A 25,567-nucleotide genomic window follows, 5' to 3' on the forward strand; every position below is an offset into this window, starting at 1 on the left:
TTCACGCGGCCGAGCCGCGCGAACGACAACGCTGCCCAACGACAACGGCCCCGGATCGCCTCCGGGGCCGTTGTCGTTTCGGCCATGCATCGATGCTACTGCGCCGCGAGCGGCGGCGCCTCGACCTCGATCACTCCCTCGCCAACCCGCCGTGCGCCAAAATCCAGCACGGCCGCAATCAGCGCATCGATGTCCGTCTCGTCGGTGCGGTGATTGACGATCGCGGCGCGGATCGCGAACTTGCCGTCCAGCGTGGTGCTCGATGGCGCAGCGATGCCGGATTCCTGGACATCAGCGACGATCTCGCGATTGACCGTATCATTGGCGCGGTAACGGAAGCAGACGATGTTGAGGTTCACCGGCGCCAGCAACTCCAGCCGCGGCTCGGCCAGCACGCGCGCTTCCAGATATTTTGCCAGTGCGCAGCTTCGCGCGATCACCGTGCCCAGCCGGTCGGTGCCGAACGTCTTCAGCGTGAACCAGGTCTTCAGCGCGCGGAAGCCGCGCGACAGATCGGGGCCGAGATCGCAGGGCCAGACCGTGCCCGCCGCAAGCCCCCTCGCCTCGCGGCTCAGATAGGCCGCCGGCTGCGCAAAGGCCTGCCAGTGCTGCTCGCCGTCGCGCACCAGCAGGAAGCCGGCGTCGTAGGGCACCTGTCCCCATTTGTGGAAATCGAGCGCAATGGAATCCGCAAGCTCGATGCCGCCGAGCAGCGGCGCGAGCTCGGGCGCCAGGATCGCGAGCGCACCGAACGCGCCGTCGACGTGAAACCAGATTCCTTCCTCGCGGCACAGCTCCGCGACGGCCTTGAGGTCGTCGATCGCGCCGATATCGACCGTGCCTGCGGAGGCGACGACGAGGAACGGCTTGAAGCCAACCTCGCGATCGACGGCGATCTGCGCACGCAGCGCGGCGACATCGATGCGATGATCGGCATCGACGTCGATCTTGCGCAGCGCATCGGTGCCGAGACCGGCAATGTCCATCGCTCGCGAAATACAGCCATGCGCGGCACGCGACGTGTAGGCGGTGAGCAGCGCGCCGTCATTGCCGATGCCGTACTGCCGCGCCAGCGTACCGAGTGCGCTGGTACGCGCCACCAGCACCGCCATCAGATTGGCCATCGACGTGCCCGTGACGAAGATGCCGCTCGCACTCTCCGGGAAGGCGAACAGGCGGCGCATCCAGTCGACGATCTGGCGCTCGACCTCGATGGGCATGTGGTCGCGGCCGCCGAGATTGGCGTTGAGGCCAGCGGCGAGCATTTCCGCGAGCATGCCGACCGCAGTGCCGCCGCCATGCACCCAGCCCATGAAGCCGGGGTGGACGTTGCCGGTCGCATAGGGCGCGACATGCTCGACGAATTCGCGATAGACATCGGCGAGATCGCTTGCCTCGCGTGGCACGTCGGCCTTGAATGCCGCGCGGGCGTCATCGGGGATCGGCTGCCACACCGGACGCGCACGAATGTTGGCGATGCCGTCGATCGTCTCGTCCAGCATGCGATGGGCGAGCGCACGAAACGCGCTCCAGTCCTGCGGATCGAGCGAGGTGTCAGTGGCGGCGGCTTGCGTCTTGCGGACGATCTCGTTCATGCTGCACTCTCCTCGCCGGCCCTTGCGTGCCGCGACAGCATTGCCGTGAACGCGGCAAAGATCTTGCGCATCTGCGGCGGCTTGTATGGAAACACGGCCGGCGGATCCATGTTGTGCACGACGGCGGTGTTGTCGGCCTCGAACACCAGCAGCTCGCCGTCCTGATTCTCGGCGCAATCGACGATGAAATAGTCGAGGCCGACGCGCCGGCTCATCTCGTCGAGCGCGTTGCGATGACGCGCGGCAAATGCATGATCAAACTCGAGCATGAAGGCGGCTTCTTCAGCTCGCTTCTCTTCACTGAACGCCATGTAGGCGTTGAGATACCAGATGTCCCAGCGGTCGGCGATCGCCATGTGGCAGGCGTAGGGTTTGCCGTCGACCATGGTAAGACGGTATTTGCGGTAAAGCCCGTCGGGGCTCGCGTAGTTGACGAAGCGCGCGACGAAGAAGTCCTGCTCCTGCCGATCAGAGAGATAGGCCGCGAGCGCCGCAGCATCGTCGATCTTCGCGAGCCCGACACCGGCATGCGTGCCGCGCGGCCGCACGATCATCGGAAAGTGCAGTTCGCTCACGATGTCCTTGCAGGCGATCTTCCCTTCCGAAATATCCGACAATTGCGCGCGCGTCACATGGACGGTCGCGGGAATGTCGAGACGGGGGATGCCCGCCAACAGCCGGTACAGCTTGTCGCGATCGAGATTGCCGATGAGCTCGGGGCGATTGAGCAACGGCCGCGGCCAGTGCGGCGCGGCCCGTTCGATGACGGCGAGCGCCTCCCGGCATTCCTCGGAATCGGATGCGACCACGATGGCGACGTCGTGATCAGGCAATGTCTCCGGCAGGCCGACGCCTTTGACCACGTAGAGCGTCAACAACTCGATATCGGAGCCTTCGAGCAGAAACTCGATCGGCGTGTTGCCACCCATGTCGATATCGGCCGCCAGCGCGAGCACGCGCAGGCGGGGCTTCGCAACCGCGCAAGGCGTACGAAACAATTGGTGGAAGGCGAGCACCTCGGTCTGGATCACGAGCCCGGCTTCCTTCTCGCCGAGGAGCTGGGCGATCAACGACAGATCCAGGCCTTCGCCCGCCTCCGCCGTCCCTTCCGCGATCCGCGCCAGAAGCCGCTCGCGCAACGGATGCAGATCGCCGCCCTCGAAGGCCCGGCGCGTCAACTGCGCAAAGCCGATGCGGTCGGAATAGTCCGGCGCCGTCGCGCCGTTCGGCGCTGAAACAGGATGCAACATCTTAGACCTCGAACACAGGCTTTCCCGGCGCAGCCGCGGCACTGTCAAGCAGCAGCTCGATCTTCACCACAACGTGGGCGATGCGATCGAGGATATGCTGCAAATTGCGTTGCGCTTGCGCGGCGTCCGCGGACCAGGCTTCGGTGACGAGCCGCGCGCCGACGCACAGCCGCAGCGCGGCCTGCGGCTTGCCGTCCGGCTGGTCAAACCGTACTGGCTGGCCGACGAGGCAGCGTTGCGCGGCAACCTGCCGATCCGCCGCACTGCAGTCGATGTCGCCGTTCATGTCACGCGCCAGGGCGCGATGCACGGCGCCGGTCTCGGCGATGGAGACCGGCTTGCCGTCGCGCAGCAGCGTGAACGGAAAGATCGTGGCTTGCGCGAATTCCTCGTCGTCCGTCCCGGACATCCCGATCGCGGCCGGAACGGCCCGAAGCGACGGGGACAGCGCGATCATGCTGTCGATGCCGGCCGCGAGCTCGGCCAGCGCCTTGGCGCGGAATGCGCCGGGCACGGCATAGTAGCTGCCGACCTCGCTGAGCGCCGCCTCCCAGCGCAGCCATTGACCGAAATTCGGCCGGCGCTCGAAGCGCGAGCGCAGCCCCGTCCAGGCCTTCGGCCAGTCGCTGCGGCCGGCATAATCGAAGAAGCCCGGCGCGATCTCGCCGATCCGGCCGAGCGAGCGCGACAGGCCTTTCGGCACCAGCAGCGCACCGCTGAAGGCGGGGCCGCCGAAAAATTTCGAGCCTGTCATCAGCACCATATAGCCGCGGTCGAGATAGGCGCGCAGCCGGCGACGGCCGAGCCGCGCCTGACAGGCATCGACGACGATTTGGACCTTGCCGGGCCAGCGTCGCGCAATCTCGTCGAGGCAGGCCACGCTCGGCGCGCGCCAGCCGAGTTTTGAAGAATCCATGATCTGCAACAGAACGCGCCGACCTTGCGCGAGGCTGGTCTCGACCGCGCGCAGCACCGCTTCATCCGCATCCGGGCGCATCGCAATGCCGGGCGCCGTGTCGAGCAGCGGAACCGCGACGCTGTCGCCGGCGAGCCCCGCCACCGCACCGTCCTTGCGGACCGAAAAGCCGCTCGCCGTCATCGTGCTGAAATGGTGCCCGCGTGCGGTATGGGGCGTCCCGCTTCCGGTCTGATCAGTGCCAACCACGATCGTCACCGGCGAGGCGCCGAGCACCGCGCGTGCCAGAAACAGGGCGTGGAGCTGGGAGTCGGTGCCGGACGGCGAGAACACGACGTCGATGCGCGGCGAGACCTGGAGGTGTCCGCGCAGCTCTTCGCGCATGTCCTCGCAGCGCGCATCGAAGGCAACCTCGACCTCGTCGAACAGGCACTTGTGCATCAGCTCTTCGCGCGCCAGCGCAGCGCGGTCGTAGGCCGATTGCGAGATCACCGACGCGGTCGAGGAGGCGAAATTCCAGATCTCCGGCTCCGGAGAGGCCGCGCAGCCATAGGCGTTGACGCGGTCCTTCGGATCGAGCGTCAGGCGCGGATCTCCGCCGCAGACCAGCAGCGTGTCGAGCGGCGTGAACAGATCGCGCAAGCGGTAGCGCGAGCCGCCGTCGGACGCTCGCTCCAGGTCTGCCAGACGGGATGCACCGACGCTCATCCCGAAAGGCTCACGCCGCATCGGCCGCCGCCGCAGGCGCCGGCGCGAATTGCGAGCCAATGTCGCCGTGGAACACCGACGGCCCAACATGGTCGAGCGAGCTCTGGATGTCGGCCCAGATCTCGCCGCCGATATCGGTCCAGCGCTTGCAGAAGGCGAAGTCCTCGGAGAGATAGGTGCCGGTGGCCGGATCGATCATGCATTCGAACAGCGCGAACCGGTTCTGGCTCGCCGCCAGCGTATCGTGCGAGTGCTCGCGGAAGAATTGCAGGCCGGCGTAATTCGGATGGCGGCACATCGCCTCCAGCACGTGGCGCCGGATCATCAGGAAGCCGGTGCCGGCGTAGCGCACGCGGGTGAAGCCGTTGACCACGACGATGCGGTCGGGGTCCTCGATCTCGAGCACGTAGTCGAGCGAAGCCGCCGGCACGTCGGCGCGGCCCGCCTCGACCGCGCGTTTCGCCTTGTCCCAGTTGACCCGCTTGATCGGATAGCAGCCCGCGACGACGTCGGCGCCGCATTCGATCAGCCGGAACACCTGCTCCGGCTTGAAGCCGATATCGGCATCGATGAACAGGAAATGCGTCGCCTTGGGATCGTCCAGGAACATCGCGGCCAGGTTGGCCCGCGCGCGCGTGATCAGGGCGTCGCCGTCGCGCAGCAGCACCTTGAGCTCGAGATTGGACATGCCGTGCACGGCGCGCTGGAGCGCGAAGATCGAGCTCGCATAGATGCTCGACACCTGCCCGCCGAAGCAAGGCGTTGCCACCACCAGCTGCATCTTGTCCGACATCGAAAGCCCCGCCCCGCTCCAATCCTCACCAAGAGGTAAACAGGCATGGTTAACGGCGCCTTAACGCATCCTTACAGGAACTTGACGAGCGAGAGCTGCGCCAGCTTCGAGGTCACCTGGTAGGAGGCCTGGAGCGCGTTCTGGAGCGCCAGAATCTCGCTCGCGACCTGGTCCGGCGGGGCCGATTCCGCCTGGTCGATGATGGTCTGGAGCTGCGCCTTGGCCTGGGTCTGGCGCGTGCTCGCGTCCTTCATCGTGTTCTGGGCCATCGCGATGTCGGTCTGGATGTCCTCGATACGCTGCTGGCCCGGCTGCTGGGTCAGCGCCTGCGTCACCCGCAGGCTCAGCGCCGAGACCTGCCCGCCCGAATACTGCCCGGTCGGCGAGGTCGAGAACGTCCCGAACACGGCGATCGCCTGCAACTGCCGCCGGATCGCATCCTCGTCGGCCTGCGCGCCATATTGCACCGTGACGGAATCGTCGACCCGCGCCATCGCGGTGGAGCGCGGCGAACCCGGCCCGTCATTGCCGAGATACCATTTCACCGTCGTGGCCGAGCCGTTCACCAGCGTCGTCGCGGAACTCGCAGGCGAGGAGCCGACGCGCAGCGGCGGCTGCGTCGCGGTGACCGGCGTCGTGCTGAAACCGAGCGAACCCAGCGCCCCGGTATTCGAGCTCGTGATGTTCAGGGTCGCCGCATCGTCCGTGTTGATCGTGATCGAACCGCCATGGATCGTCGAGGGCTTCGAAGTCCCCGTGATCTGGTCGATCTTGCTCATCAGGGTCTGGATGCTGTCGCCGACATTGAGCTGGTTGCCGGTCGCACCCGAGCTGACGAAAGTGAGCGTGGTCCCGTTGACGGTGATGGTGTCGCCGGCGACGAAGCCCGGCGAGATCGAATCCGAGGGGCTCGTGCCGAACAGCGCCGTCGCCCCACTGATCGGTGCGGGTGGAGCCGCCTGGTTGCTCTTCGGAGTACCGATCGCAGAGCTGGCCGTGTTGAAGAAATTGTCGCCGGCGGTCACGGCCGACGCTGCCACAAGCGAGGTGTTGGAAAGCTTCTTGATCGCGGTGTTCAGCGCGGTGTTGAGGTTCGCCGCGGTATTGTTCGGGTTAACCGGGACGCTTGCATCGATCGCAAAGCTGCCGAGCGGCGTCGGCGTCGCCGTCGACGCCGTCAGGTCGATCTGCTCGGTCGTACCATCAGGCAGCGTGAACTGGACGCTCAGCTTGTCGCCGTTGCTGGGATTGGTTCCGTTGAGATCGACGGAGAACGACACCGGCGAGCCGCTCGGGCCGGTGACGGTCGCGCCCGTCAACGTCGAGGAGACCGCCTTGATCTTGAGCCCGAACGGCGATCCCGCGACGTCCTCCGATACCTGCACCGAGCTTGGCGTCGGCTGCGTCTGCACCAGCCGGCCCATGCCGGTGGCGCCGAGATCGGCGGCCTGGCGCTCCGCCATGACGGCCTTGAAACCCGCCTGCGTCGTGGTCCCGTTGATGATGTCGCCGGCATCCGCGACCGACTGCGTGTTGACGGCGGTTCCGGAGAACAGATAGCGGTTGCCCGTCTGCGTGTTGAGCACGCCGACCATCGAGCCGAACTGGGCGGCAGCGGTGTTCTGCGCGACCGTCTGGCCGTTGACGTTGAGATCCTGCGCGGTGTTGGCGGAGCCCGTCTGCACCGTGTTGCGGATCTTGGTCAGCGACTGCAGCGCGGTATTGGCTAGGTTGATGCTGACGTTGACGTTGGTGATGGTGTCGGTATAGGCGGCGATGTTGGAGAGCTGCGCGCGCCCGGCGATCGCAAAGCCCTCGTTGGTGCCCATGCCGGAATAGTTCTGCGACAGCTTGCCGGTCGAGAGCTGCGTCGACAGGTCGGTGAGCTGCTGATTGATGTTGCGGATCTGCGAGCCGAGAACCGACGAGGAGTAGTTGATGCTGCTGATCGACATGTTTCAGAGCCCTGTTACTTGTTACACTTGAGCCTGGATCAACGTGTTCATCATGCTCTGCACCACCGACATCACGTGAGCGTTAGCGGCATAGGCATTCTGGAGCTGGATCAGGTTCGACATCTCCGAGTCCAGGTTGACGCTGGAGGTCGAGTTGAATTTCGCCTGCAGCGTCGAGACCACGACGCTCTGGCCCTGCTGGAGCTGGGTCGCCTGGGTCGCGGCGTTGCCCTGGATGCTCAGGAACTGCTGGAGGTAGTTCGAAACGCTGCCGGTGAAGGGCTGGTTGGCCGAGCCGAGGCCGGTCGTCGGCGAATAGGAGAACACCGCGTTGGTGAGCTGCGAATAAAGATAGTCCGAACGCGTGGTGTCGCCCGCGGGCGTCACCGGCGAGGTGTTGTAGACCGACAGCCGCGTGGGATCGCTGACCAGCTGCGTGTTCACCGCGATGCGCCCGGCAAGGCCGGTCATCTGCGAGCCCGATGCGGTGATCGCGCCGGTGTAGAGCGCCTGTCCGCCGTCGGTGAAAACCGCCAGTTGCGGGTTGCCCGAGGTCAACGACGAGATCGTCTTGCTGATCGAGGACGAGTTGACCTTGGCGAGGCCGGTGTTGTCGTCGGTCACCCGCAGCGTCGTGGCGGTTGCCGGCGACGGGGCGGCGGAGAACGACAGGTGCGAGCCCGACAGCGCGGTGTTGAGCGCCGAGGCGATCGCGCCCATGCCGCCGGAGAAGTTGACGCCGATCCGCATCGGATTGGCGTTGGTCGCATTCTGAAGCGGCAGCGCCGCCGGGTCGGTCACGTTGACGAGCGTGACCTGGCGCTGCGTGTTGGTCGTCGTGTCCGTGTAGGTGATGTTGACCGTGTTGCCCGGCGCCGCCCCGGCAAGGTCCATGTCGAACCCGGCCGGCGGGCCGGAGACGGTGCTGCCGGCCGTGGTCTTGTCGGACAGCGCGCTCGACATCGTGGCGGCGAGCTGGTCGATCTGGTTCTGCGCCTGCACCAGCGTCTGGTCGCGCAGCTTGAGGTCGGCCGCGATCTGGCCCGAGGAAACCACGTTGTTGGCGACGACGTCGACCTGCGAGCCGTTCGGAAGCCTGATGTTCAACGCGCCGACACCGGACTTGGCCGGATCCATGTCGTAGAGCGAGGTCGCCGACAGCGCACCGGCAGACGCAAAAGTAAATTGCGAGGCGAGCCCGGCGCCGACGAGCTGGATGCCTGTCGTGGTGTAGATGTTGGCCTGGTTCGAGCCGTCGGTGGTGACGCGGACGTCGACATATTTCGACAGCGTGTTGATGGCCTGGTCGCGCTGGTCCATCAGCGTCGCAGCCGATGGGTCGTTTGCCGACAGGCCCTGGAGCTTGGTGTTGATGTCGGCGATCTGCTGCATCGACGCGTTGGCCTGCTGCGCCGAGGTGCCCAGATCCTGCTCGACGTTGGAGCGCAGCGACTGAATGCCCTTGGTGGTGACGTTGAGCTGCTGCGCCAGCGCCTGCGCCGCGCCCAGCGCAACGGTCTGCGCCGACGACGCACCCGCGCTGGTCGACAGCGCCTGCAGCGCGGTGGTGAACTTGTTCAGCGCGGTTTCGAGCGTGCCGCTGTTGCCGGGCGTGCCATAGACACTCTGAAGCTGCTTCAGGATGTTGGCCATCTGGTCGGCGTAACCGCTGCCGCCGGTCTCGGTGCGCAGCTGGTTCAGCACGTAGCTGTCGAGCTCCCGGCTGACGCCGGTCGTCATCGCCGTCGAGCCGAAGTCGCCGGTGGTGACCTCGATCTGGTTCGGCGTCTGGACGACGTAACCTGGCGTCTGCGAGTTGGCGACGTTCGAGGAGACGATCGAGAGCGCGGCCTGGTTGGCACGCAGACCGCTCATCGCACTGGCGAGGGCTGAACTCAAACCCATATCACTGGCCGCCTTTGGTTACGTCACGCGCCGATCAGCGCAATACGTTCAGGAGGTCCTGCACCATCGAATTCGCGGTCGTGATCACCTTGGTGTTGGCCGAATAGGCCTGCTGGGTCACGATCAGCTTGGTGAATTCGTCGGCGATGTCCGTGTTGGAGCCTTCCAGCGACGAGCCGCTGATGGTGCCCGATGCGCCGTCGATCGCCGGTCCTGACTGTTCGGTCGCGGCATAGGCGCCGCCGTCGAGCGCCTTCAGGTAATTGGTGCCGTTGAAGTGCGACAGCGATACCTGTGCGAGGTCAAGGTTCTGGCCGTTGGAGAAGGTTCCGACCACGAGGCCGTTGTTGTTGACGGCAACCGAGCGGAGCTGGCCCGCGGCGTAGCCGTTCTGGGTGATGGTGTTGATGGTCACCGCGCCGCTGGTGCTGGCATATTGCGTCAGCCCGCCCGAGGAGATGTTGAAGGCGACCGAGCCGAGCGCCTGTCCGCCGACGCTGACATTGTTGATGGTGATGCCCGAACCGCTCGGCGAGGTCAGCGAGCCATCGGCGGCGAAGGTGAAGGCCTGGCCGGTGTTGACCCAGCCGACCGTCGTGCCGGTCGCATTCGGATCGGTCTGGTAGAACAGGTTCCAGGTATCGGAATGGCCCGTGCCCAGCGACGCGCTGTCGGTCTTGGCCCAGCGCAATTGCAGGTTCACCGGCGTGCCCGCGGCGTTGTAGGCGGTGACCGCACCGCCGCTGATCGATTCCTTGGTGAAGGTCGCGATGTCGTTGCCGATCACGCCGCCGGTGCCGGCGGTGCCGCCACCGTCGCGGTTCTTGGTGATGGTCGAGGTGAAGCCGAGCGCGGCGAAAGCCGCACTGTTGGAGCTGGACACCGACAGGTTGGAAACGGTGCCGGTGTTCAGCGTGATCACGCCGCCGGGGCTGATCGAAGACCCCGAGGCGCCGGAGAGCGCGTCGATCTTGCCGAGCAGGGTCGTGATGTTGTCGGTGATGTTGATCTGGTTCGGACCGGAGGCACCCGAGGCCATGAAAGTCAGCGTCTGGCCGTTGACGGTGATGGTGTCGGCGGGCGGGCCTGCCGAAAAGCCGGACGAGAGCACCTCGGCGCCGCCGGCGGTCGCGCTGCCGCTCAGCACCGTGGCGCCGGTGAGCGCGGGCGAGGACAGCACGTTGCCGCCGCGTGTCACGCTGCTGATGCCGAGCGCCGTGGCTGCCGTGCCGCTGCCGATCGACACGTCGGTGCCGGTGCCGGTCGAGATCTGGATGTTGCCGCTGGCGGAGAGCGAGGCCGTAACGCCGGCGCCGCCGGCGGTCTGGATCGCGTTCAGGATGCTGGCCACCGTGGCCGTCGTGCCTGCGCCGAGACCGATCGTGGTGTTGTTGCCGACCGTCGAGACGGTGGTACCACCGTTGAAGGTGATCGTGTTGCTGCCGTTGATCGTCAGGACCTGGCCGCTCAGCGCGGTGAGAATGCTGGAGGCGAGATGCGTGCCCACGGTGTTGTCAAGGGACGTGGAAGTCGAAGCCACCGCGGACGAGTTGTTCTGGAGCGGAACCGTGCCCGTCCCCGTCGTCGACGAATAGGCCGAGCGGATGTTGCCGGTGGCGGCTGCACCGGACACCGTCGCGCTGGTATAGGGCGCGGGCGGCGTGCCCACCGGCAGCGGGTTGGCCTGGAAGTCCGACGGGTTCAGGCCGCCAGCCGCCAGCAGCGTCTTGCTGGCTGCGGTCGAGCTCGCAGCCGTGTTCGGCTGGGTCGGCAGGTTCGCCGCGTACTGGATCGAAGTGGTCGCCTGCGCCGGAATGAAGTTGTTCTGGAATTTCAGGACCGTCGCCACGTTGCCCTGAGGGTTGCCGGTCTTCGGGTCGACCGTGACGCCCATCAGGTAGTAGCCGGCGCCGTTGACCAGATTGCCGTTGGAATTGAGCTGGAAGTCGCCGCGGCGGGTGTAGTAGGTGACGCCGCCGAACTGCGGCAAGTTGTCGACGACGCTAGTCGCCTTCTGGATCGAGAAGAAGCCGTCGCCGGTGATCGCCATGTTGGTCGCGACGGAGGAGGACGAGATCGTGCCCTGGGTGGTGATGGTCGCTTTCGCGTTGGCCGTCACACCGCCCGCGACCTGCTTGCTCGGCACCGAGGCGTCCGGGATGAGATCGACGAAGCTGGTCCCGATGCCCTTGTAACCGGTGGTGGATGAGTTCGCGATGTTGCCGGAAATGTTCTGAAGCGCGTAGGACTGCGCCTGCAGACCACCCACCGAGGTGTTCATTGCATCGAAGATACCCATAACTTTGTCTCCAAATCCGATCTCGGCGGCCGGTCGACCAGGGCCGCAGTCGGGAGCGACAGTCGCAAGGGCTATGCCAAGGCGGGTATTTCCATGAAATCAATGACTTAAATGAATGGACCCCGGTCGAATGACCGGGGCACAATTGCCGGGCCGGCAACAATTGCCGGGGCATCGGGTCATTCCGGGGCGGTCCGCAGGACCGATCCCGGAATCTCGAGATTCCGGATTCGATGCTCACGCATCGCTCCGGAATGACTCCAGCGAGACCTACGTAGCGGACGCGGCGGCCGGGTGGAAAACCAGCCCGAAACCGTCGATGCAGTAGCGCAATCCAGTGGGCTTCGGACCGTCGTCGAAGACGTGGCCGAGATGGCCGCCGCAGCGCCGGCAATGCACCTCGGTGCGGAGCATGCCGTAGGTGCGGTCCTCGGTCTTGCCGACATTGCCCTCGATCGGCTGATAGAAGCTCGGCCAACCGGTGCCGCTCTCGAACTTGGTGTCGGACGCAAACAGCGGCAGGTCGCAGCCGGCGCAGGCGAAAACGCCCTTGCGGTGCTCCTTGAGCAGCGGGCTCGAGCCGGGCCGCTCGGTGCCGTGATTGCGCAAAATCTCGTATTGCTGCGGCGTGAGCTGGGCACGCCATTCGGCCTCAGTCTTCGTGATCTCGAACGTTTCCGCGGCCTTCTCGCCGGCCTCGGCAGGTGTCCCTCTCAGCCAGCGGAAGGCGGAGAGGCCGAACAGGCCGGCGACAGTCGTTAGCAGGATGCGGCGGTCAAACATCTCATTCTCCGTGCGCGAGTCCACGCCCTGAGATACGGGTTCTAACGGCCGACGTTACACGTCCAGGCGCGATTTTTCTCAACTTATTGCGAGACGCTGTCGTCGTGCGAGGCCGGTTCCAAGGCTTCAGTCGCAGGTTTCGGCGGCGGGGCCGGCCGCGGCCGTACACCCGGCGGCGGACGGCGCGGACCGGTGCCGGCGGCCCGGTTGGCTTCGGCCAGCCGCGCCTCGCGTTCCCTGTCCTTGACCCGCGCCCGCTCGCGGTAGCGGGCGAGCGTGCCTGCGGCGGCGGAGCTCGCCCTGCCCCAGATCCCGACCAATTGACCCGCGACCCGTCCGGTCGCACCTCCCGCCCAGACCAGCTCGAACGGCGAAAACAGCCGCCAGCGCTCGTCGCCCCACAGGATGCTGCGCGCGATCATCTGCCCGGCCATGGCCGAGGTGTTCATGCCCTGGCGGCCGAACCCGCTCGCCACCCACAGACCTTTGCGCAACTGGCCGATCTGCGGCATGCCGTGCACGGTCTGGCCGGTCGCGCCGCCGAACATATCGGCGATCTCGACATTGCCGAACTGGGGGAAGATCGACCGGATCCGCCGCCTGACGCCGCCTGCAAAGCGCTGCGGCCGTGCGGCCCAGGTGGTCTCCGGGCTCTCCCACATCAGCCGGTCGCCGTCGACGATACGGAAATGATCGACGCCGTCGGAATCCATCACCGATCCCTTGAAGGCGATGATCTCGTGCACGCGCTCGCCGAGTGGCGCGGTGATGCCGGCATAGCGCCAGACCGGCAGCAGCGTCTCCGACAGGCGCCTCAAGGGCGCGCCGAGATGGATGTTGCCGGCGAGCACGATGTGCGTCGCGCGCAGCCGCGCCGACGGCGTGACGATCCGCTTGCGGATGCCGGAATGGTCGATGCTGACCACCGGCGTATCCTCGAAGATGCGGGCGCCGGCCCGCCGCGCCAGCGCCGCAAGACCGTGCACGTATTTGCGGCCGTCGACTTGAAACGCCTTGGGATAGTACACGCCGTGGAAGTAGCGATCGGTCTTGAGCACGTCGCGGACGCGATCGACCTGCCAGCCCTCGACCTCGGTGTCGAAATCCTCGTGCAGCATCTGCAACCGGCTGATCAACCTGTCGCCGGTGTCGACGTTGGAGACCTCGAGCACGCCGTCGCTCGGGGCGATCCCCGGCATGTTCTCTTCGGTGGCGTTGGCGCGGACGAACTCGGCGCCCTCCTTCGACAGCGTCCACAATTCGCGCGCGTCCTCGAAGCCGATGCGCTCGATCAGGTCGGTGAGCGGCAGCGCAAAGCCCGGCATCACGGTGCCGAGCTGGTTGCCGGAGGCGTTCCAGCCGATATGGCGCCCCTCGAGCACCGCGACACTGGCCCCGAGCCGGGCCGCCTCCAGTGCAATGGAGAGCCCGGCAAGCCCTGCCCCGATCACGCAGATATCGGCGTCGAGATCGAACGACAGCCGCGCGCGCTCGCGAAAGCCGGCTTCTTCCTGGGACACGCTTGTGAAAGTCTCGCTCATATCGTTTTCTTAGAGCATGATCCGGAAAAGTGTGCAGCGGTTTTCCGAAAAGATCATGCTCAGAACAAAAATTTAAAGCGCGATGAGGGTTTGTCCAAATCTCATTGCGCTTTAAAGGACCGATCGGGCGCTTGTCACCTTGTCCTCAACCGGCGCCTGTAGATTATTCTGGACGTGCAACGATTCGAGAGTGCCATGCGCCGTTTGATGCTGCTGCGTCACGCCAAGACCGAGACCGACGCGCCGAGCGGCCGTGACCAGGATCGCCGGCTCGACGACCGCGGCCACAGGGATGCCGCCGAGATCGGCGACTGGATCGCCTCCCATCCCCCCTTCCCCGATACCGTGCTGGTGTCGCATGCCGTCCGCGCCCGGCAGACCTGGGACATCGCCTGGGCGACGATGAAAGGCCGCGTCCCCGCGCCTGAGGTCGAGGTCCTGCCGGAACTCTACGGCGCCGATCCCGCGCAGATCCTGGAATCCATTCGCACTGCAACCAACCCGGGCAACCCGAAGCGGCTGCTGCTGGTCGGCCACAATCCCGGCATGCATGAGATCGCCTTGATGCTGATGGGCGGCGGCGATCCGGCCGGCGCCAAGGCGCTCACCCACAACCTGCCCACCGCGGGGCTTGCGATCTTCGACTTTGACGTCAAGGATTGGGGGGACGTGGCCTACCGCCGCGGCAAGCTGGTGCTGTTCGTCAGCCCCAAGCTGCTTCGATCGGGATGAGACCCGCGGGTCTCGACCGGTTGATGCAGCTGATCGAGAGCTGACTGGAAGATTTGGAGGCGCAGATGTTCAAGTCCATCCTCGTGCCCATCGACCTCGCCGACACCGATCTCGCCAAGCCGGCGATCGCGACCGCGGCAACGCTGTCGCAGACCTGGAGCGGCACGGTGCGCCTGCTCAACGTGCTGCCGATGACGCCGGTGATGCTGGCCGAATACGTGCCGGCCGATTTCGACGAACAGCAGCGCCAGACCTCGGAGGAAGCGCTCGCCATCGTCGCGCGCGAGTCCGGCATCGAGGCCTCCCACATCTCCAGCGTGGTCCGCCAGGGCGGCATCTACCACGAGATTCTGGAGGAAGCCGTGCACATGAAGGCCGATCTGATCGTGATGACCTCGCATAGGCCGGCGATGCGCACCTATTTCCTCGGCTCCAATGCCGGGCACGTGGTGCGCTATGCGAAGTGCTCGGTGCTGGTGGTCAGGCACTGAGGGCTGCTCCGTAGCCTGTTGTTCCGGGCTTCAAGCCCTTGCGTTGCCCGTCGGGCAAAACACCCAAACGGCAGGTCAATTCCCGCCGCCCAAAATATTCCACTTTACCGAAATTCGGAAACGGCGTATGTGTCGCCTCACTCCGGCCCAAGGAAGAGGGGCGTATCGCGATCGTCACGAACGCGGGCCGGGCGGCGGTGGACGCTAGTTGCATCGGCGCGAAGGGTTTCGCAGGGCGGGCAACCGTGAGCGAAACCATCGCGCGCACGACCGGTGTGATCGGCGTACGGCCAAATCGTGTCGTCCTGGCGCCCGGGGTCTGTGCGCCAAGTTCTGCGGTGATGTGTGCGGCCCGACCGGACCGCGCGCGTCAGCCATCCGCAAGGCGACGGGGGCAATAGTGCATCGCTCCCCGGGGAGAGCACGACATAAGCCGTTCCAACCACTGCGCAGGGAAGGCCGGGATGTCTCGGTTGCCCTGTTTCCCCGCTGTGCATCGTAGCGCAATCTGCATCTCGCATGGCGGTCGATGGGAGCCAGCCGGCTCCCGGCCTTCCCTGCGCCCTCTTTCATTGGGCGTGACGCGACGAAGCAAAGCTCGGGCGAAACAGGCCGCGAGGATGCGAAAGTGTGTCTGCGAGTGAGATATGAGTTGAAAGAGCGATGCCCGTGCCCGCACTCCGTCATTGCGAGGTCACCGCGCCCAGATCTACCGGGCACGGCGCACGTCAAAACACGTTACAGATACCGCGTCATCTCGGCTTTGAACTGCCCGTAGACCGCGTCCTCGATCTGGCTGCGCGTGATCCCGATGTCGCGCAGGGCGTGGTCGTCGAGTTCGCTCAGCGTCTTGACGGCGGAGCGACGCTCCAGGCGGTCGAACAGCGCATGGATGGCGCTGGCGAGAGCGCGGAAAAATCCGCTCGACGAGGATGGGCGTAAACTCCGCCCGGCAGCTTGCGAGATCGTGGTCATTTTTCTTCTCCGGCCTATTGTCCACGCGGCGAAGCGGGCGCCGTTGGCGCAGACGCTGGAGCGCCTGCACCTCATTTGCCATAGGATTGCTCTCGCTCTCCTCGGCTCAACGCGGACCTTGATGGAACTTAAATGCTCCAGTACATTGCTCGGAGCAAGGAAAACATTGCTCTCGGTGCAATAATGTCCAAGTTCGAGTATGTGAAGCTTGCCGATGCCATTGCCTCGGATATCTCTAATGGCACGTTAAGGCCCGGCGACCGGCTGCCTCCACAGCGCAATTTTGCCTATGACCGTGGCATTGCGGTCTCGACCGCGAGCCGGGTTTATACGGAATTGCTCCGCCGCGGCCTCGTGGTCGGCGAAGTCGGCCGCGGCACCTTCATCTCCGGCGACATCAGGCGCGAAGTCGAGGCGCTGAGCGAGCCGCGCGACGCGCGGATCGACTTCGAGGTCAATTATCCGTTATTGCCGCAGCAATGGGCCATGATCGCCAAGAGCCTTGCGGGGCTCGAGCGCGTCGACGCGCTGGAATCCGCGCTGCGCGTCTCGACCAGCACCGGCACCAAGAGCGCGCGCAATGCGGCGGCCGCCTATCTCGGGCGCAAGGACTTTGCGCCGCAGGCCGAGCAGATCATCTTCACCGCCAACGGCAAGCAGTCGCTCGCGGCCGCGCTCACGGCGCTCGTCCCCACCGGCGGCCGCTGCGGCGTCGAGGCGCTCACCTACCCTTACGTCAAGAGCATTGCGGCGCGGTTAGGTGTGACGCTGGTCCCGATTTCGATGGACGAGCATGGCGCGCGGCCCGACGCCATCCAGAAGGCGCATCGCGAGGCACACCTGTCGGCGCTCTATCTCCAGCCCATCATCCAGAACCCGCTCGGCGTCACCATGAACGCGACGCGGCGCGCCGACATCATGCGCGTCGCCGAGAAGCTCGATCTGACCATCATCGAGGACGCCGTCTACGGCTTCCTCGCCGACGACACGCCGCTGGCCGCACTCGGGCCGGACCGCTGCATCGTGATCGACAGCCTGTCGAAGAAGGTCGCACCGGGCCTTGCGCTCGGCATCCTCGTCACCCCGCCGCGTCTGCGCGAGAGCGTGATGAGCGCGGTTCGCACCGGCGGCTGGATCGCCTCCGGCCATGCGCTCGCATCGGGGCAGCGGCTGATGGCCGACGGCACCGTCGCCGAGCTGACGCGCCTGAAGCGCATCGACGCCGCGCGCCGCCAGCAGACCGCGGCCAGGCTGCTGGCCGGCTACCAGTTCGCCGCCGACCCGCGCTCCTATCATCTCTGGCTCACGCTGCCGTCGCACTGGCGTTCGCAGACCTTCGTTGCCGCAGCCGCCAGGCGCGGCATCGCGCTGACGCCGTCCTCGACTTTTGCAATCGCGCATGGTCACGCGCCGAATGCGGTGCGTCTCGCGCTCGCCCCGCCCACGTTCGAGCAGCTAGATTCAGGCCTGCGCACGCTCGTCTCGCTGCTCGGCACCAAGGAAGAGGACTTTGACTCGACGGAGTAACCTGAGCGTTTTCGAGCGAAGTGGATACCGGTTCGCGTAAAGAAAACGCGTCAAAACTAGAATCTTGCCCGTCAGCCCTCCGGCCATTCCGCGATAAAGCCCCTCGCCTTGTACGGCTCGATCTTGTCCCATTCATGCAGGACGCGACGGCGAAATTCGACATCGGTGTGCCAGAGCGCGCGCGGCGTCGCAAAGCTGTCGACGGTGAGCAGCATCTTCTCGACCTCGGGCCAGTGCCGGTGCAGCGTCATCGGGTAGCGACGCGCGGTCCAGGTGTTGCCGAGGCAGATCACGCTGCGGATATTTTGCAGCCCAAGCGCCGCGTCGATGACCGGCAGCGAGACGATCACGTTCTCGCCGGTATTCGTCGCGCCATGTTCCTCGAGGATCCGGTCCGCCGGAATGCCCGCCGCGACCATCGCCGCCTTGATGATGGTGCACTCGGATTGCTCCGAGCCCGGCGTCACGCCGCCGCTGACAATCGACCAGCGGAACAAGCCCTCGCGCCACAGCCTTGCGGCGGTGTCGGCGCGGAGTGCGGTGTCCTCGCGGGTGCCGAACATGAACAAGAGGTCGGCCGGCCGGAGCGGCGTGTCGATCAGATGCGTGCGGTTGATCCTGGCGATCTCATCCGCCGCAGGCCGGCGCGTGCTGCAATCCATCGCTGACATGGCAGCACGATGCGACACCGGCACCGGGGCGCGAAGTCACGTTTGATTGCGGCCGATTGCAGCTAAGGCAACAAGGCCTTCGGCACGCGATCGAAGCTGTAGCTCTGCGGCTGGTTGCGCCGCACGAAGCCGCCGACCTGCCAGGCGAACAGCGCGGCAAAGCCGAGGATGAACAACGCGCCGGCGAAGGCGTCGATCATGAGCGCGCGGATCAGGAGCCCAGTCATCGCCACCGTCAGCACCGCCATGAACGCCAGCACCGCGGCATAGGTGTTGCGGCCGAGGCCTGCCGTCAGCACCGCGCGGCTGCCTGCTTTCGCCATCCGCGCATGGAGCTCGACGATGAAGTCGCGAAAGCCATTGTCCTGCGGCGCCATCAGCGCCGCAGTCTGCCAGCTCGTCGACAGGATCGCGATGCGGCCGCCACCGCTGCGGCTGACATCGGCGCGAAAGCGATGCTGCTGCATCGACACCGGGCGGAACGACAACCGGATTGCGCTGATCTCGTCGTAGCGCCACAGGCCGGAACGGCCGCCGATGTGCCAGGACAGCCCCGCGTCGGTCAGCTCGAAACGATGCGCCGAACCGATCAGCGACGCCTTGTAGGCATAGCTCGCGCCTGGGGCGCCCTGCGCGTCCGAAACCCGCATCTCGACAATCGATCCCGTCTGCAATCCCGACCGCGCAATCCGGTCTGCGACCCGCTTGCGCGGTCGCCCTCGCCCATCCTACAAGCGGGGCATGGCTGAGACGACCTTTTTTCCGCGCCGCCTGATTCTCGGGGCTGCCGTGATCTGCGGCGTGCTGCTCGCGCTCGCGGTGCACATGCTGGGCGCGCGCTACGGGCTCGACCTCGGCGGCCTCTGGCGCTCCGACACGCATGAGTTCATTCCGGCGGGCGCTGCGATCGCCTGGTGGCTGATCGCCACGGTCGGCTTTTCCGGCGGGTATTTCACGGCGACATTGATGCAGAGCGCCGCCCACGGCCAGATCCCGCAACGGATGCGGCAATTCCTGATCGCGGTCGGCGTGCTCCTGCTTGCGGGCGCCGGCCAGGTGGCCTCGGCCCCGAGCCCGATCCCGACGGTCTCGGGCGTGCTTGCCGGGCTCGCCGCGCTGTGCCTTGGCGCCGTGATGGCATTCTGCGGCGCGCATTTCGCGCTGCGCCGCGGCTAGCCTTTCTAGGCCGAGGCGCGCAGCCGCGGGCGCTCCAGCATCAACGCCACATCCGAGGCAGGCCGCGGCTTGCTGAACAGATAGCCCTGCGCCTGGGTGCAGCCCTCGCGCCTGAGCAGCTCGAGCTGCGCGTCGTTCTCGACACCTTCCGCGGTGGTCACGATGCCGAGGCTGCGGCCGAGCCCGGTCACGGCGCGGATGATCGCCATGGAATCCTCCCGCGTCGCGAGCTCCGACACGAAGGAGCGGTCGATCTTGATCTTGTCGAACGGGAAGCTGCGCAAATAGCTCAGCGACGAATAGCCGGTGCCGAAATCGTCGAGCGAGATCCGCACCCCCATGGCGCGCAGCTCGTGCAGGGTGGTCAGCGTCGCCTCGCTGTTCTGAAGCAGCACGGATTCGGTGATCTCGAGCTCGAGCCGGCGCGCCGGCAGTCCCGAGACGGTCAGCGCCGCGGTCACGGATGCGATCAGGTTCGGATTCCTGAACTGCACCGGCGACAGGTTGACCGCGACATCGACATCGTCGGGCCAGGTGGCCGCGTCGGTGCAGGCGGAACGCAGCACGAATTCGCCGAGCTGGACGATGAGTCCGGTCTCCTCGGCCAGCGGAATGAAGTTGATGGGGGCGATCAGGCCGCGCTGCGGATGGTTCCAGCGCAGCAACGCCTCGAAGACGACGACGCGACCACTGGCGACGTCGCGGATCGGCTGATAGTACGGCTGGAACTCGTCGCGTTGCAGCGCTGCGCGGAGATCCATCTCCAACAGACGGCGCGCCTGTGCGCGCGCATCCATGCCGGTCTCGAAGAAGCGGTAGGTGCCGCGGCCGTCCGCCTTTGCGCGGTACAGCGCAAGGTCGGCGTTCTTCAGAAGCTCGTCCGCATTGCTGCCGTCCTGCGGCGACAGCGAGATGCCGATCGAGACACCGATGACGATCTGATGGTCGTCGATCTCGTAAGGCGCCGAGATCACCTCGACGAGGCGGCCGGCAAGGCACCTCGCTGCGGCTTCCTCCGACCGTCCGATCTGGACCACTGCGAATTCGTCGCCGCCAAGCCGCGCCACCGTGTCGCTCTCGCCGACGGTGGCCTTCAGCCTGCGGCCAACCTCCTTGAGCAGCGCGTCGCCGATGGGATGGCCAAGCGAGTCGTTGATGTCCTTGAAGTGATCGAGATCGAGGCAGAGCACCGCGAGCTGGTCGCCCGAACCCGTCCGGCGCAGTCCCTGCTCAAGCTGCTCGTGGAACAGCACGCGGTTCGGCAGACCGGTCAGCGCGTCATGACGCGCCATGTGCGAGATCTTCGCCTGCGCCTCCAGCCATTCGGTGATGTCCTCGAAGGTCGCGACCCAGCCGCCGCCCTGCATCGGCTGGTTGACGACCCGGATGGAGCGGCCGAGCCGGTTGACGACCTGGCTGGTGGTGCGGCCCTCGCGCGCGTCGATCACGAGGCGCGCGAAGAATTCATCCGCATCGCCCTGCCACTGGCCCTTGGCCTGCTCTTCCCGCAGCACGTCGACCAAGAGGCGGCCGGTCAGCGCGATATCGGTGCGACGAAGCATCGCCGCGTAGCGCTCGTTGAACAGCATGATCTTGCCGTCCGCGTCGAACATGCACAGCCCCTGCGACATGTTCTCGAGCGCGGTATCGAGCACGACCTGCTGGCGTCCCAATTCGCCCTTGGCGCGGCGGTCGAGCACAGCCGCTGCGAGCGCGATCGCGATGATCGCGACGGCCGCGCTGGCGGTAAGGACCGACAAGGAGGCCGGCGGGATCGACAGGCCACTGATGACGATCGAAGGATCCGGCGTCAGCTCCACGGCGCCCATGGCGGTGAAATGATGCGAGACGATGGCGACGGTCAGCAGCACCGTCGCACCGAGCGCATTCGCCACGCCGTCGCGCCGCCCCGCGACGACCAGCGCAAGCGATCCAAAGACGATACCGAGAACGATCGAGACCGCCACGGTGTCGGTCGCCCAGCCGATGCGCGCGGGAATCTCGAGCGCCATCATGCCGGTGTAATGCATTGCGGCAACGCCGCCGCCAACGACGGCGCCACCGAGCGCGACCGGAATCGTCCGCGTCGCTGACACCGAGATGCTCAGCCCGACGAAGGTGACCGCAATCGCGAAGATCAGCGACAGAACGGTCACGGGGATGTTGTAGGCGCCGCCGGCGCCCGGCCCGTAGGCCTGCATCGCGATGAAATGGGTTGCCCAGATGCCGCAGCCTGCGACGACGGCGTCCAGCGCGATCCACGATACGCGAGCACCGCCGCTTGCCGCACGCGCGCGCTGGAACAGGCTGATCGCCGCCGCGCTCGCGAGCAGGCACACTGCGCCGCCGAGTGCGACGAGGCGCCAGTCATGCTGGTCCGTGAGACAGTAAAGAACTTGATACATTGCCGGCCCCTATCCGACCCGCACTAGAGCGGGCAGAGATGGACAGTCGGTAACCGGCTATGTGCTGGGTTCGGCGATGGTGAACGGAAGATGTGTGCGTTTGCTCACATTGTTCATCTTCGCGAAGGCGCGCCGATCCCGATCACGGCGGCGGCGAGCAGCAGGACTGTGGCCGATACCACCAGCGATGCGTGCAGGCCGGTCATGAATGCACCTTCCGAGGCCACCAGCGAGCCGAACAGCGCAACGCCGAGCACGCTGCCGGTCTGCCGCGTCGCGTTCAGAACGCCCGCCGCGATGCCGGAGCGCGCCTTCTCGACGCTGCCCAGCAGGGTCGAGGTCAGCGGCGGCACCAGCAGCCCAAGTCCGCCGCTGATCGCGATCATCTGCGCGCAGATCATCCAATAGCTCGTGTCAGCCTCGATCCAGATCAGGCCGAGACAGCCGAGCGCCGAGATAAAGGCGCCGACGACAATGGTCGGGCACGGTCCGATGCGCTCGGCGAGGCGCGGCGCCAGCAGATTGACCGGGAGCACCGCGGCCATCATCGGCACGAAGGCAAGTCCGGTCCACCACGCCGACAGCCCGTTGATCCTCTGGAAGTACAGGCTGAGCACGAAGATCAGGCCGTAGATCGCGATGTTCACGAGCAGGCCGACGAGCGCGGTCAGGGTAAACAGCCGGTGACCGAACAGGGACAAGGGCAGCATCGGCTGCGCCGCGCGGCTCTCCCGCCAGACGAACAGCACGGCCAGGACGAGGGCTGAAGCGAAGGCCACGAGCACGGCCGGATGGTCCCAGCCAAGCGCGCCGCCCTCGATGATCGCGCCGGCGAGCGCCCCCAGCGCGCCGATTGCCGTAAGCTGGCCGGGCAGATCGATCTCGCGCGAGGGCGCGCGCGTGGTCTCCGTCGCATAACGCCAGCTCAGCCAAAGGCCCATGAGGCCGATCGGAAGGTTGACGAGAAAGATCGCGCGCCAGCCGACCAGCGTGATCAGCGCGCCGCCGACGAAGGGGCCCGCGGTCAGCGCTAGGCTCGCTCCGGCAGCCCAGATCGCGACGGCGCGGCCGCGCGCGCGGTCGTCGGCATAGGCATGATTGAGCAACGCCAGCGAATTCGGCACCAGGATCGCCGCCGCTAGGCCCTGGACCAGTCGTGCCGCGATCAGCACGATTGCATTGGGGGACGATGCACAGGCGAGCGAGGCCGCAGTGAAGATGGCGAACCCGGCCATGAAGACGCGCTTGGCGCCGATCCGGTCGCCGAGTGCGCCGGCCGTCAGGATGAAGGCGGCAAAGGCAATGGTATAGGCGCTGACGACCCATTGCAGCTCGGCGACACCGCCGCCGAGCGTCCTGCCCATCGCGTCGAGCGCGGTGTTGACGATGGTGACGTCGAGCTGCACCACGCCATAGCCGAGGCTCATCGCGGCCAGCGTCAGGGAGGTTGCAGGACGAGATGAGGCGCGCGGCGCGCCGGCTCCGTCGTCGAAGGCTTCGTATTTGATGGTGCTTGCTCGCATGCTGCCACCTCGGTTGCAGCCCCACGCGACATATAGGCTTCCGGCCTGCCGTCATGTTTCGACAATGGCCGAAGGATGGATGTGTGGCGAGCGTGCCCACCCGAAACTCGGCGTCGTCGCCCGCGCAGGCGGGGAATGACGACGGCCGTGGCAAGCAAGGGCAAAAGCGCCGCGCGAACCACCGCGCGGCGCTTTCCTGCCTACACCAGCGCTAGCTCGCCGCGCGCAGATTCACCTTGCTCTCGGCGAGCGCCGTGAGCTTCTTGTCGGTCGCCTTCTCCTCCTCGAGCGTCTTGGCGAGCACGGCGGCGCAGTCGCTCCGGCCGAGCTGTTTGGCCCAGGCGATCAGGCTGCCGTAACGCACGATCTCGTAATGCTCGGCGGCCTGCGCCGCATTGATCAGCGCAGCGTCCAGCACCGCCTTGTCGGCGACCTCGCCGGCGGTCTCGTCGGCCTCCTCGATGATGCCGTCGATCGCCGGGCAGTCGACCGCCTTCACCTGTGCGCCGTGCATCTTGAACACTTCCTCGAGCCGCTTGACGTGCTGCTTCGTTTCCTCGAGGTGCGTCAAAAAGCCCTTTTTCAGCTGCGGGTCGGTGGCCTTGTCGGCCATCTTCGGCAGCGCCTTGGTGAGCTGCTGCTCGGCATAGTAGATGTCCTGGAGCTGATGCACGAACAGGTCGTTCATGGTCTTGATGTCTTTTGTGAACAGTCCCATCGTTCCGATCCTCTTGGGTTTCGGGAACACGGAGGCACCGGCTCGCACGAATAGCCGCATATTCCCGCCATGTTCGATTGCTGATGGGGCGCTAACGGGCACGCGGCATCGACGTTCCAAAAAAGCCGGCATCGCTTGCGCTGGAACAATGCCGCGGACGGCACGATATGAAAGCATGCCAATATACGAACGCGCGGGCCTGGCCGGTTTGGCGACTCATATGCTTAACGCGCGTCCGATGTGAACCACATATGACAAAAGTCGCCGGTCCGGCACAGAACCTATCCTTGTCAAGGGCTGCACAAGTCACCGTTTTTGTCTTAAATGAGCTGGATCATGCCTAGCGATCGACGCCTGCCTTTGGCAACCATCGCGCCCGACTGGCCAATGCCTGGCCTTGTCGGTCTTGCCCCCTGCCGGGAGGATGAATGCACGGACTGCTGCCCGCGTTGAAGCGCGGCTTCAAGAGATGGATTGGCTGGCGACGGCTCGGAATTGCCGCGAGCGTCTTCATCATCGCCTTCGCAATCACCACGCTGGTGCGGACCCTCAAAGGTATCGATACCGGCGTCATCCTGACCGCATTGACCGAGATTCCCCGCGGGAATATCGGGCTGGCGGCGATCTGCGTCTTCTTCGCGTTCTGTACGCTGACCTTCTACGATTTTTTTGCACTGCGAACGATCGGCAAGAAGCACGTGCCCTATCGCATTGCAGCGCTCTCCAGCTTCACGTCCTATTCGATCGGCCACAACATCGGCGCCACCGTCTTTACCGGCGGCGCGATCCGCTTCCGGATCTATTCGGATTACGGGCTGAACGCGATCGACGTCGCAAAGATCTGCTTCCTGTCGGGCCTGACCTTCTGGCTCGGTAACATCTTCGTGCTCTCGATCGGCATGGCCGTCCATCCCGATGCCGCCTCCTCGATGGATCAGCTGCCCTCGTCGATCAACCGGCTGATCGCGCTCGGCGGCCTCGCCTCGATTGGCGCCTATCTGGTCTGGCTCTGCATGGGCGAGAAACGCCGCGAGCTCGGCCAGAAGGGCTGGAAGGTGGTGTTGCCTTCGGCGCCGCTGACGCTGGTGCAGATCCTGATCGGCGTGGTCGATCTCGGCTTCTGCGCCACGGCAATGTACCTCTTGATACCGGCCACTCCGCCGATCGACTTCCTGTCGCTGGCGGTCGTGTTCATCCTGGCGACGCTGCTCGGCTTTGCCAGCCATGCCCCCGGCTCGATCGGCGTATTCGATGCCGCCATGCTGGTGGCGCTGCCGGAATTCGGCCGCGAGCAGCTTCTGGCGACGCTGCTGGTGTTCCGCCTGCTCTATTTCGTGATCCCGTTCGGCCTCGCCATCTCCATCATGGGCACGCGCGAGCTCTGGATGAACGTGGTCGAGCCCTGGCAGGAGCGACGGCGGCTGGCGGAGGCCTGCGCCCAGGCCAACCTGCCCAAGCAGGTGGCGGCAATGGAGCGCGAGCGGTCGCTGCGACAGGCCAGCAAGCGCTAGGGCGCTGGACGGCGCCCGCAAAAATCGTCAGACAAGGTTGCGGGCGGGGGGAGCAATCCTCTCTTATTTCCGCCTCAACTTTGCCGTTGAACA

General features: G+C 65.8%; 20 protein-coding genes. 5 read left to right on the top strand and 15 right to left on the bottom strand.

Features of this window, described 5'->3' with window-relative positions:
- Window positions 1–95 precede the first annotated feature (95 nt).
- From BJA_RS29600 to BJA_RS29640, 9 genes are all read right to left on the bottom strand, one after another.
- Window positions 96–1,595: a pyridoxal phosphate-dependent decarboxylase family protein gene (locus tag BJA_RS29600; protein WP_011088589.1), complete on the bottom strand. Its 1,500-nt coding sequence runs from the start codon at window positions 1,593–1,595 to the stop codon at window positions 96–98.
- Window positions 1,592–2,845, bottom strand: coding sequence for an ATP-grasp domain-containing protein (locus BJA_RS29605; protein ID WP_038967751.1), 1,254 nt, complete (start codon window positions 2,843–2,845; stop codon window positions 1,592–1,594). The genes BJA_RS29600 and BJA_RS29605 overlap by 4 nt, the downstream gene beginning before the upstream one ends.
- A 1-nt stretch (window position 2,846) precedes the next feature.
- Window positions 2,847–4,490: a hypothetical protein gene (locus BJA_RS29610; RefSeq protein WP_038967750.1), complete on the bottom strand. Its 1,644-nt coding sequence runs from the start codon at window positions 4,488–4,490 to the stop codon at window positions 2,847–2,849.
- Window positions 4,480–5,262, bottom strand: a complete 783-nt coding sequence (locus BJA_RS29615) for a hypothetical protein (protein ID WP_011088592.1) — start codon at window positions 5,260–5,262, stop codon at window positions 4,480–4,482. The genes BJA_RS29610 and BJA_RS29615 overlap by 11 nt, the downstream gene beginning before the upstream one ends.
- 71 nt (window positions 5,263–5,333) lie before the next feature.
- Window positions 5,334–7,217: a flagellar protein gene (locus tag BJA_RS29620; RefSeq protein ID WP_011088593.1), complete on the bottom strand. Its 1,884-nt coding sequence runs from the start codon at window positions 7,215–7,217 to the stop codon at window positions 5,334–5,336.
- Window positions 7,218–7,238: 21 nt separating this feature from the next.
- The gene (flgK, locus tag BJA_RS29625; protein ID WP_011088594.1) at window positions 7,239–9,122 is read right to left on the bottom strand and encodes a flagellar hook-associated protein FlgK; all 1,884 of its coding nucleotides are present in this window, start codon (window positions 9,120–9,122) and stop codon (window positions 7,239–7,241) included.
- A 34-nt stretch (window positions 9,123–9,156) separates the two neighbouring features.
- Window positions 9,157–11,421: a flagellar hook-basal body complex protein gene (locus tag BJA_RS29630; RefSeq protein ID WP_011088595.1), complete on the bottom strand. Its 2,265-nt coding sequence runs from the start codon at window positions 11,419–11,421 to the stop codon at window positions 9,157–9,159.
- A 270-nt stretch (window positions 11,422–11,691) separates the two neighbouring features.
- Window positions 11,692–12,204, bottom strand: coding sequence for a peptide-methionine (R)-S-oxide reductase MsrB (gene msrB, locus BJA_RS29635; RefSeq protein WP_038967753.1), 513 nt, complete (start codon window positions 12,202–12,204; stop codon window positions 11,692–11,694).
- Window positions 12,205–12,287: 83 nt separating this feature from the next.
- Window positions 12,288–13,745, bottom strand: coding sequence for an NAD(P)/FAD-dependent oxidoreductase (locus BJA_RS29640; protein ID WP_011088597.1), 1,458 nt, complete (start codon window positions 13,743–13,745; stop codon window positions 12,288–12,290).
- A gap of 195 nt (window positions 13,746–13,940) precedes the next feature.
- Here BJA_RS29640 and BJA_RS29645 point away from each other — a divergent pair, with 195 nt between their 5' ends.
- Together BJA_RS29645 and BJA_RS29650 are read left to right on the top strand one after the other, a co-directional pair.
- Window positions 13,941–14,477 (top strand): SixA phosphatase family protein, encoded by a 537-nt coding sequence (locus tag BJA_RS29645; RefSeq protein WP_038967749.1) that lies wholly within the window; start codon window positions 13,941–13,943, stop codon window positions 14,475–14,477.
- Window positions 14,478–14,542: 65 nt separating this feature from the next.
- Window positions 14,543–14,968 carry a universal stress protein gene (locus BJA_RS29650; RefSeq protein ID WP_011088599.1) on the top strand — a complete coding sequence of 142 codons (426 nt, stop codon included), beginning with the start codon at window positions 14,543–14,545 and terminating at the stop codon, window positions 14,966–14,968.
- Between the two features lie 738 nt (window positions 14,969–15,706).
- On the opposite strand, the gene BJA_RS29655 is transcribed toward BJA_RS29650, so the two are convergent.
- Window positions 15,707–15,943 (bottom strand): DUF1127 domain-containing protein, encoded by a 237-nt coding sequence (locus tag BJA_RS29655; RefSeq protein WP_028173269.1) that lies wholly within the window; start codon window positions 15,941–15,943, stop codon window positions 15,707–15,709.
- Window positions 15,944–16,126: 183 nt separating this feature from the next.
- On the opposite strand from BJA_RS29655, the gene BJA_RS29660 reads away from it, so the two are divergent.
- Window positions 16,127–17,470: a PLP-dependent aminotransferase family protein gene (locus tag BJA_RS29660; protein WP_038967748.1), complete on the top strand. Its 1,344-nt coding sequence runs from the start codon at window positions 16,127–16,129 to the stop codon at window positions 17,468–17,470.
- 71 nt (window positions 17,471–17,541) lie between these two features.
- Here the strand turns inward: BJA_RS29660 and BJA_RS29665 are convergent, their stop codons facing one another.
- Both BJA_RS29665 and BJA_RS29670 read right to left on the bottom strand, forming a co-directional pair.
- On the bottom strand, window positions 17,542–18,141 hold the full coding sequence (locus BJA_RS29665) for a YdcF family protein (protein WP_063921500.1): 600 nt from the start codon (window positions 18,139–18,141) through the stop codon (window positions 17,542–17,544).
- Window positions 18,142–18,203: 62 nt separating this feature from the next.
- Window positions 18,204–18,791, bottom strand: coding sequence for a hypothetical protein (locus BJA_RS29670; protein ID WP_011088603.1), 588 nt, complete (start codon window positions 18,789–18,791; stop codon window positions 18,204–18,206).
- A gap of 91 nt (window positions 18,792–18,882) precedes the next feature.
- On the opposite strand from BJA_RS29670, the gene BJA_RS29675 reads away from it, so the two are divergent.
- Complete coding sequence (locus tag BJA_RS29675) at window positions 18,883–19,317, top strand: hypothetical protein (RefSeq protein ID WP_011088604.1); 435 nt, start codon at window positions 18,883–18,885, stop codon at window positions 19,315–19,317.
- Window positions 19,318–19,322: 5 nt separating this feature from the next.
- Here the strand turns inward: BJA_RS29675 and BJA_RS29680 are convergent, their stop codons facing one another.
- From BJA_RS29680 to BJA_RS29690, 3 genes are all read right to left on the bottom strand, one after another.
- Window positions 19,323–21,722 carry a bifunctional diguanylate cyclase/phosphodiesterase gene (locus BJA_RS29680; protein ID WP_011088605.1) on the bottom strand — a complete coding sequence of 800 codons (2,400 nt, stop codon included), beginning with the start codon at window positions 21,720–21,722 and terminating at the stop codon, window positions 19,323–19,325.
- 113 nt (window positions 21,723–21,835) lie between these two features.
- Window positions 21,836–23,245 carry an MFS transporter gene (locus BJA_RS29685; RefSeq protein ID WP_011088606.1) on the bottom strand — a complete coding sequence of 470 codons (1,410 nt, stop codon included), beginning with the start codon at window positions 23,243–23,245 and terminating at the stop codon, window positions 21,836–21,838.
- Window positions 23,246–23,456: 211 nt separating this feature from the next.
- Window positions 23,457–23,963, bottom strand: coding sequence for a ferritin-like domain-containing protein (locus BJA_RS29690; protein ID WP_011088607.1), 507 nt, complete (start codon window positions 23,961–23,963; stop codon window positions 23,457–23,459).
- A 428-nt stretch (window positions 23,964–24,391) separates the two neighbouring features.
- Here BJA_RS29690 and BJA_RS29695 point away from each other — a divergent pair, with 428 nt between their 5' ends.
- Window positions 24,392–25,474, top strand: coding sequence for a lysylphosphatidylglycerol synthase transmembrane domain-containing protein (locus BJA_RS29695; protein ID WP_011088608.1), 1,083 nt, complete (start codon window positions 24,392–24,394; stop codon window positions 25,472–25,474).
- Window positions 25,475–25,567 lie beyond the last annotated feature (93 nt).

Source organism: Bradyrhizobium diazoefficiens USDA 110 (genome assembly GCF_000011365.1).
Taxonomy (GTDB): Bacteria; Pseudomonadota; Alphaproteobacteria; order Rhizobiales; family Xanthobacteraceae; genus Bradyrhizobium; species Bradyrhizobium diazoefficiens.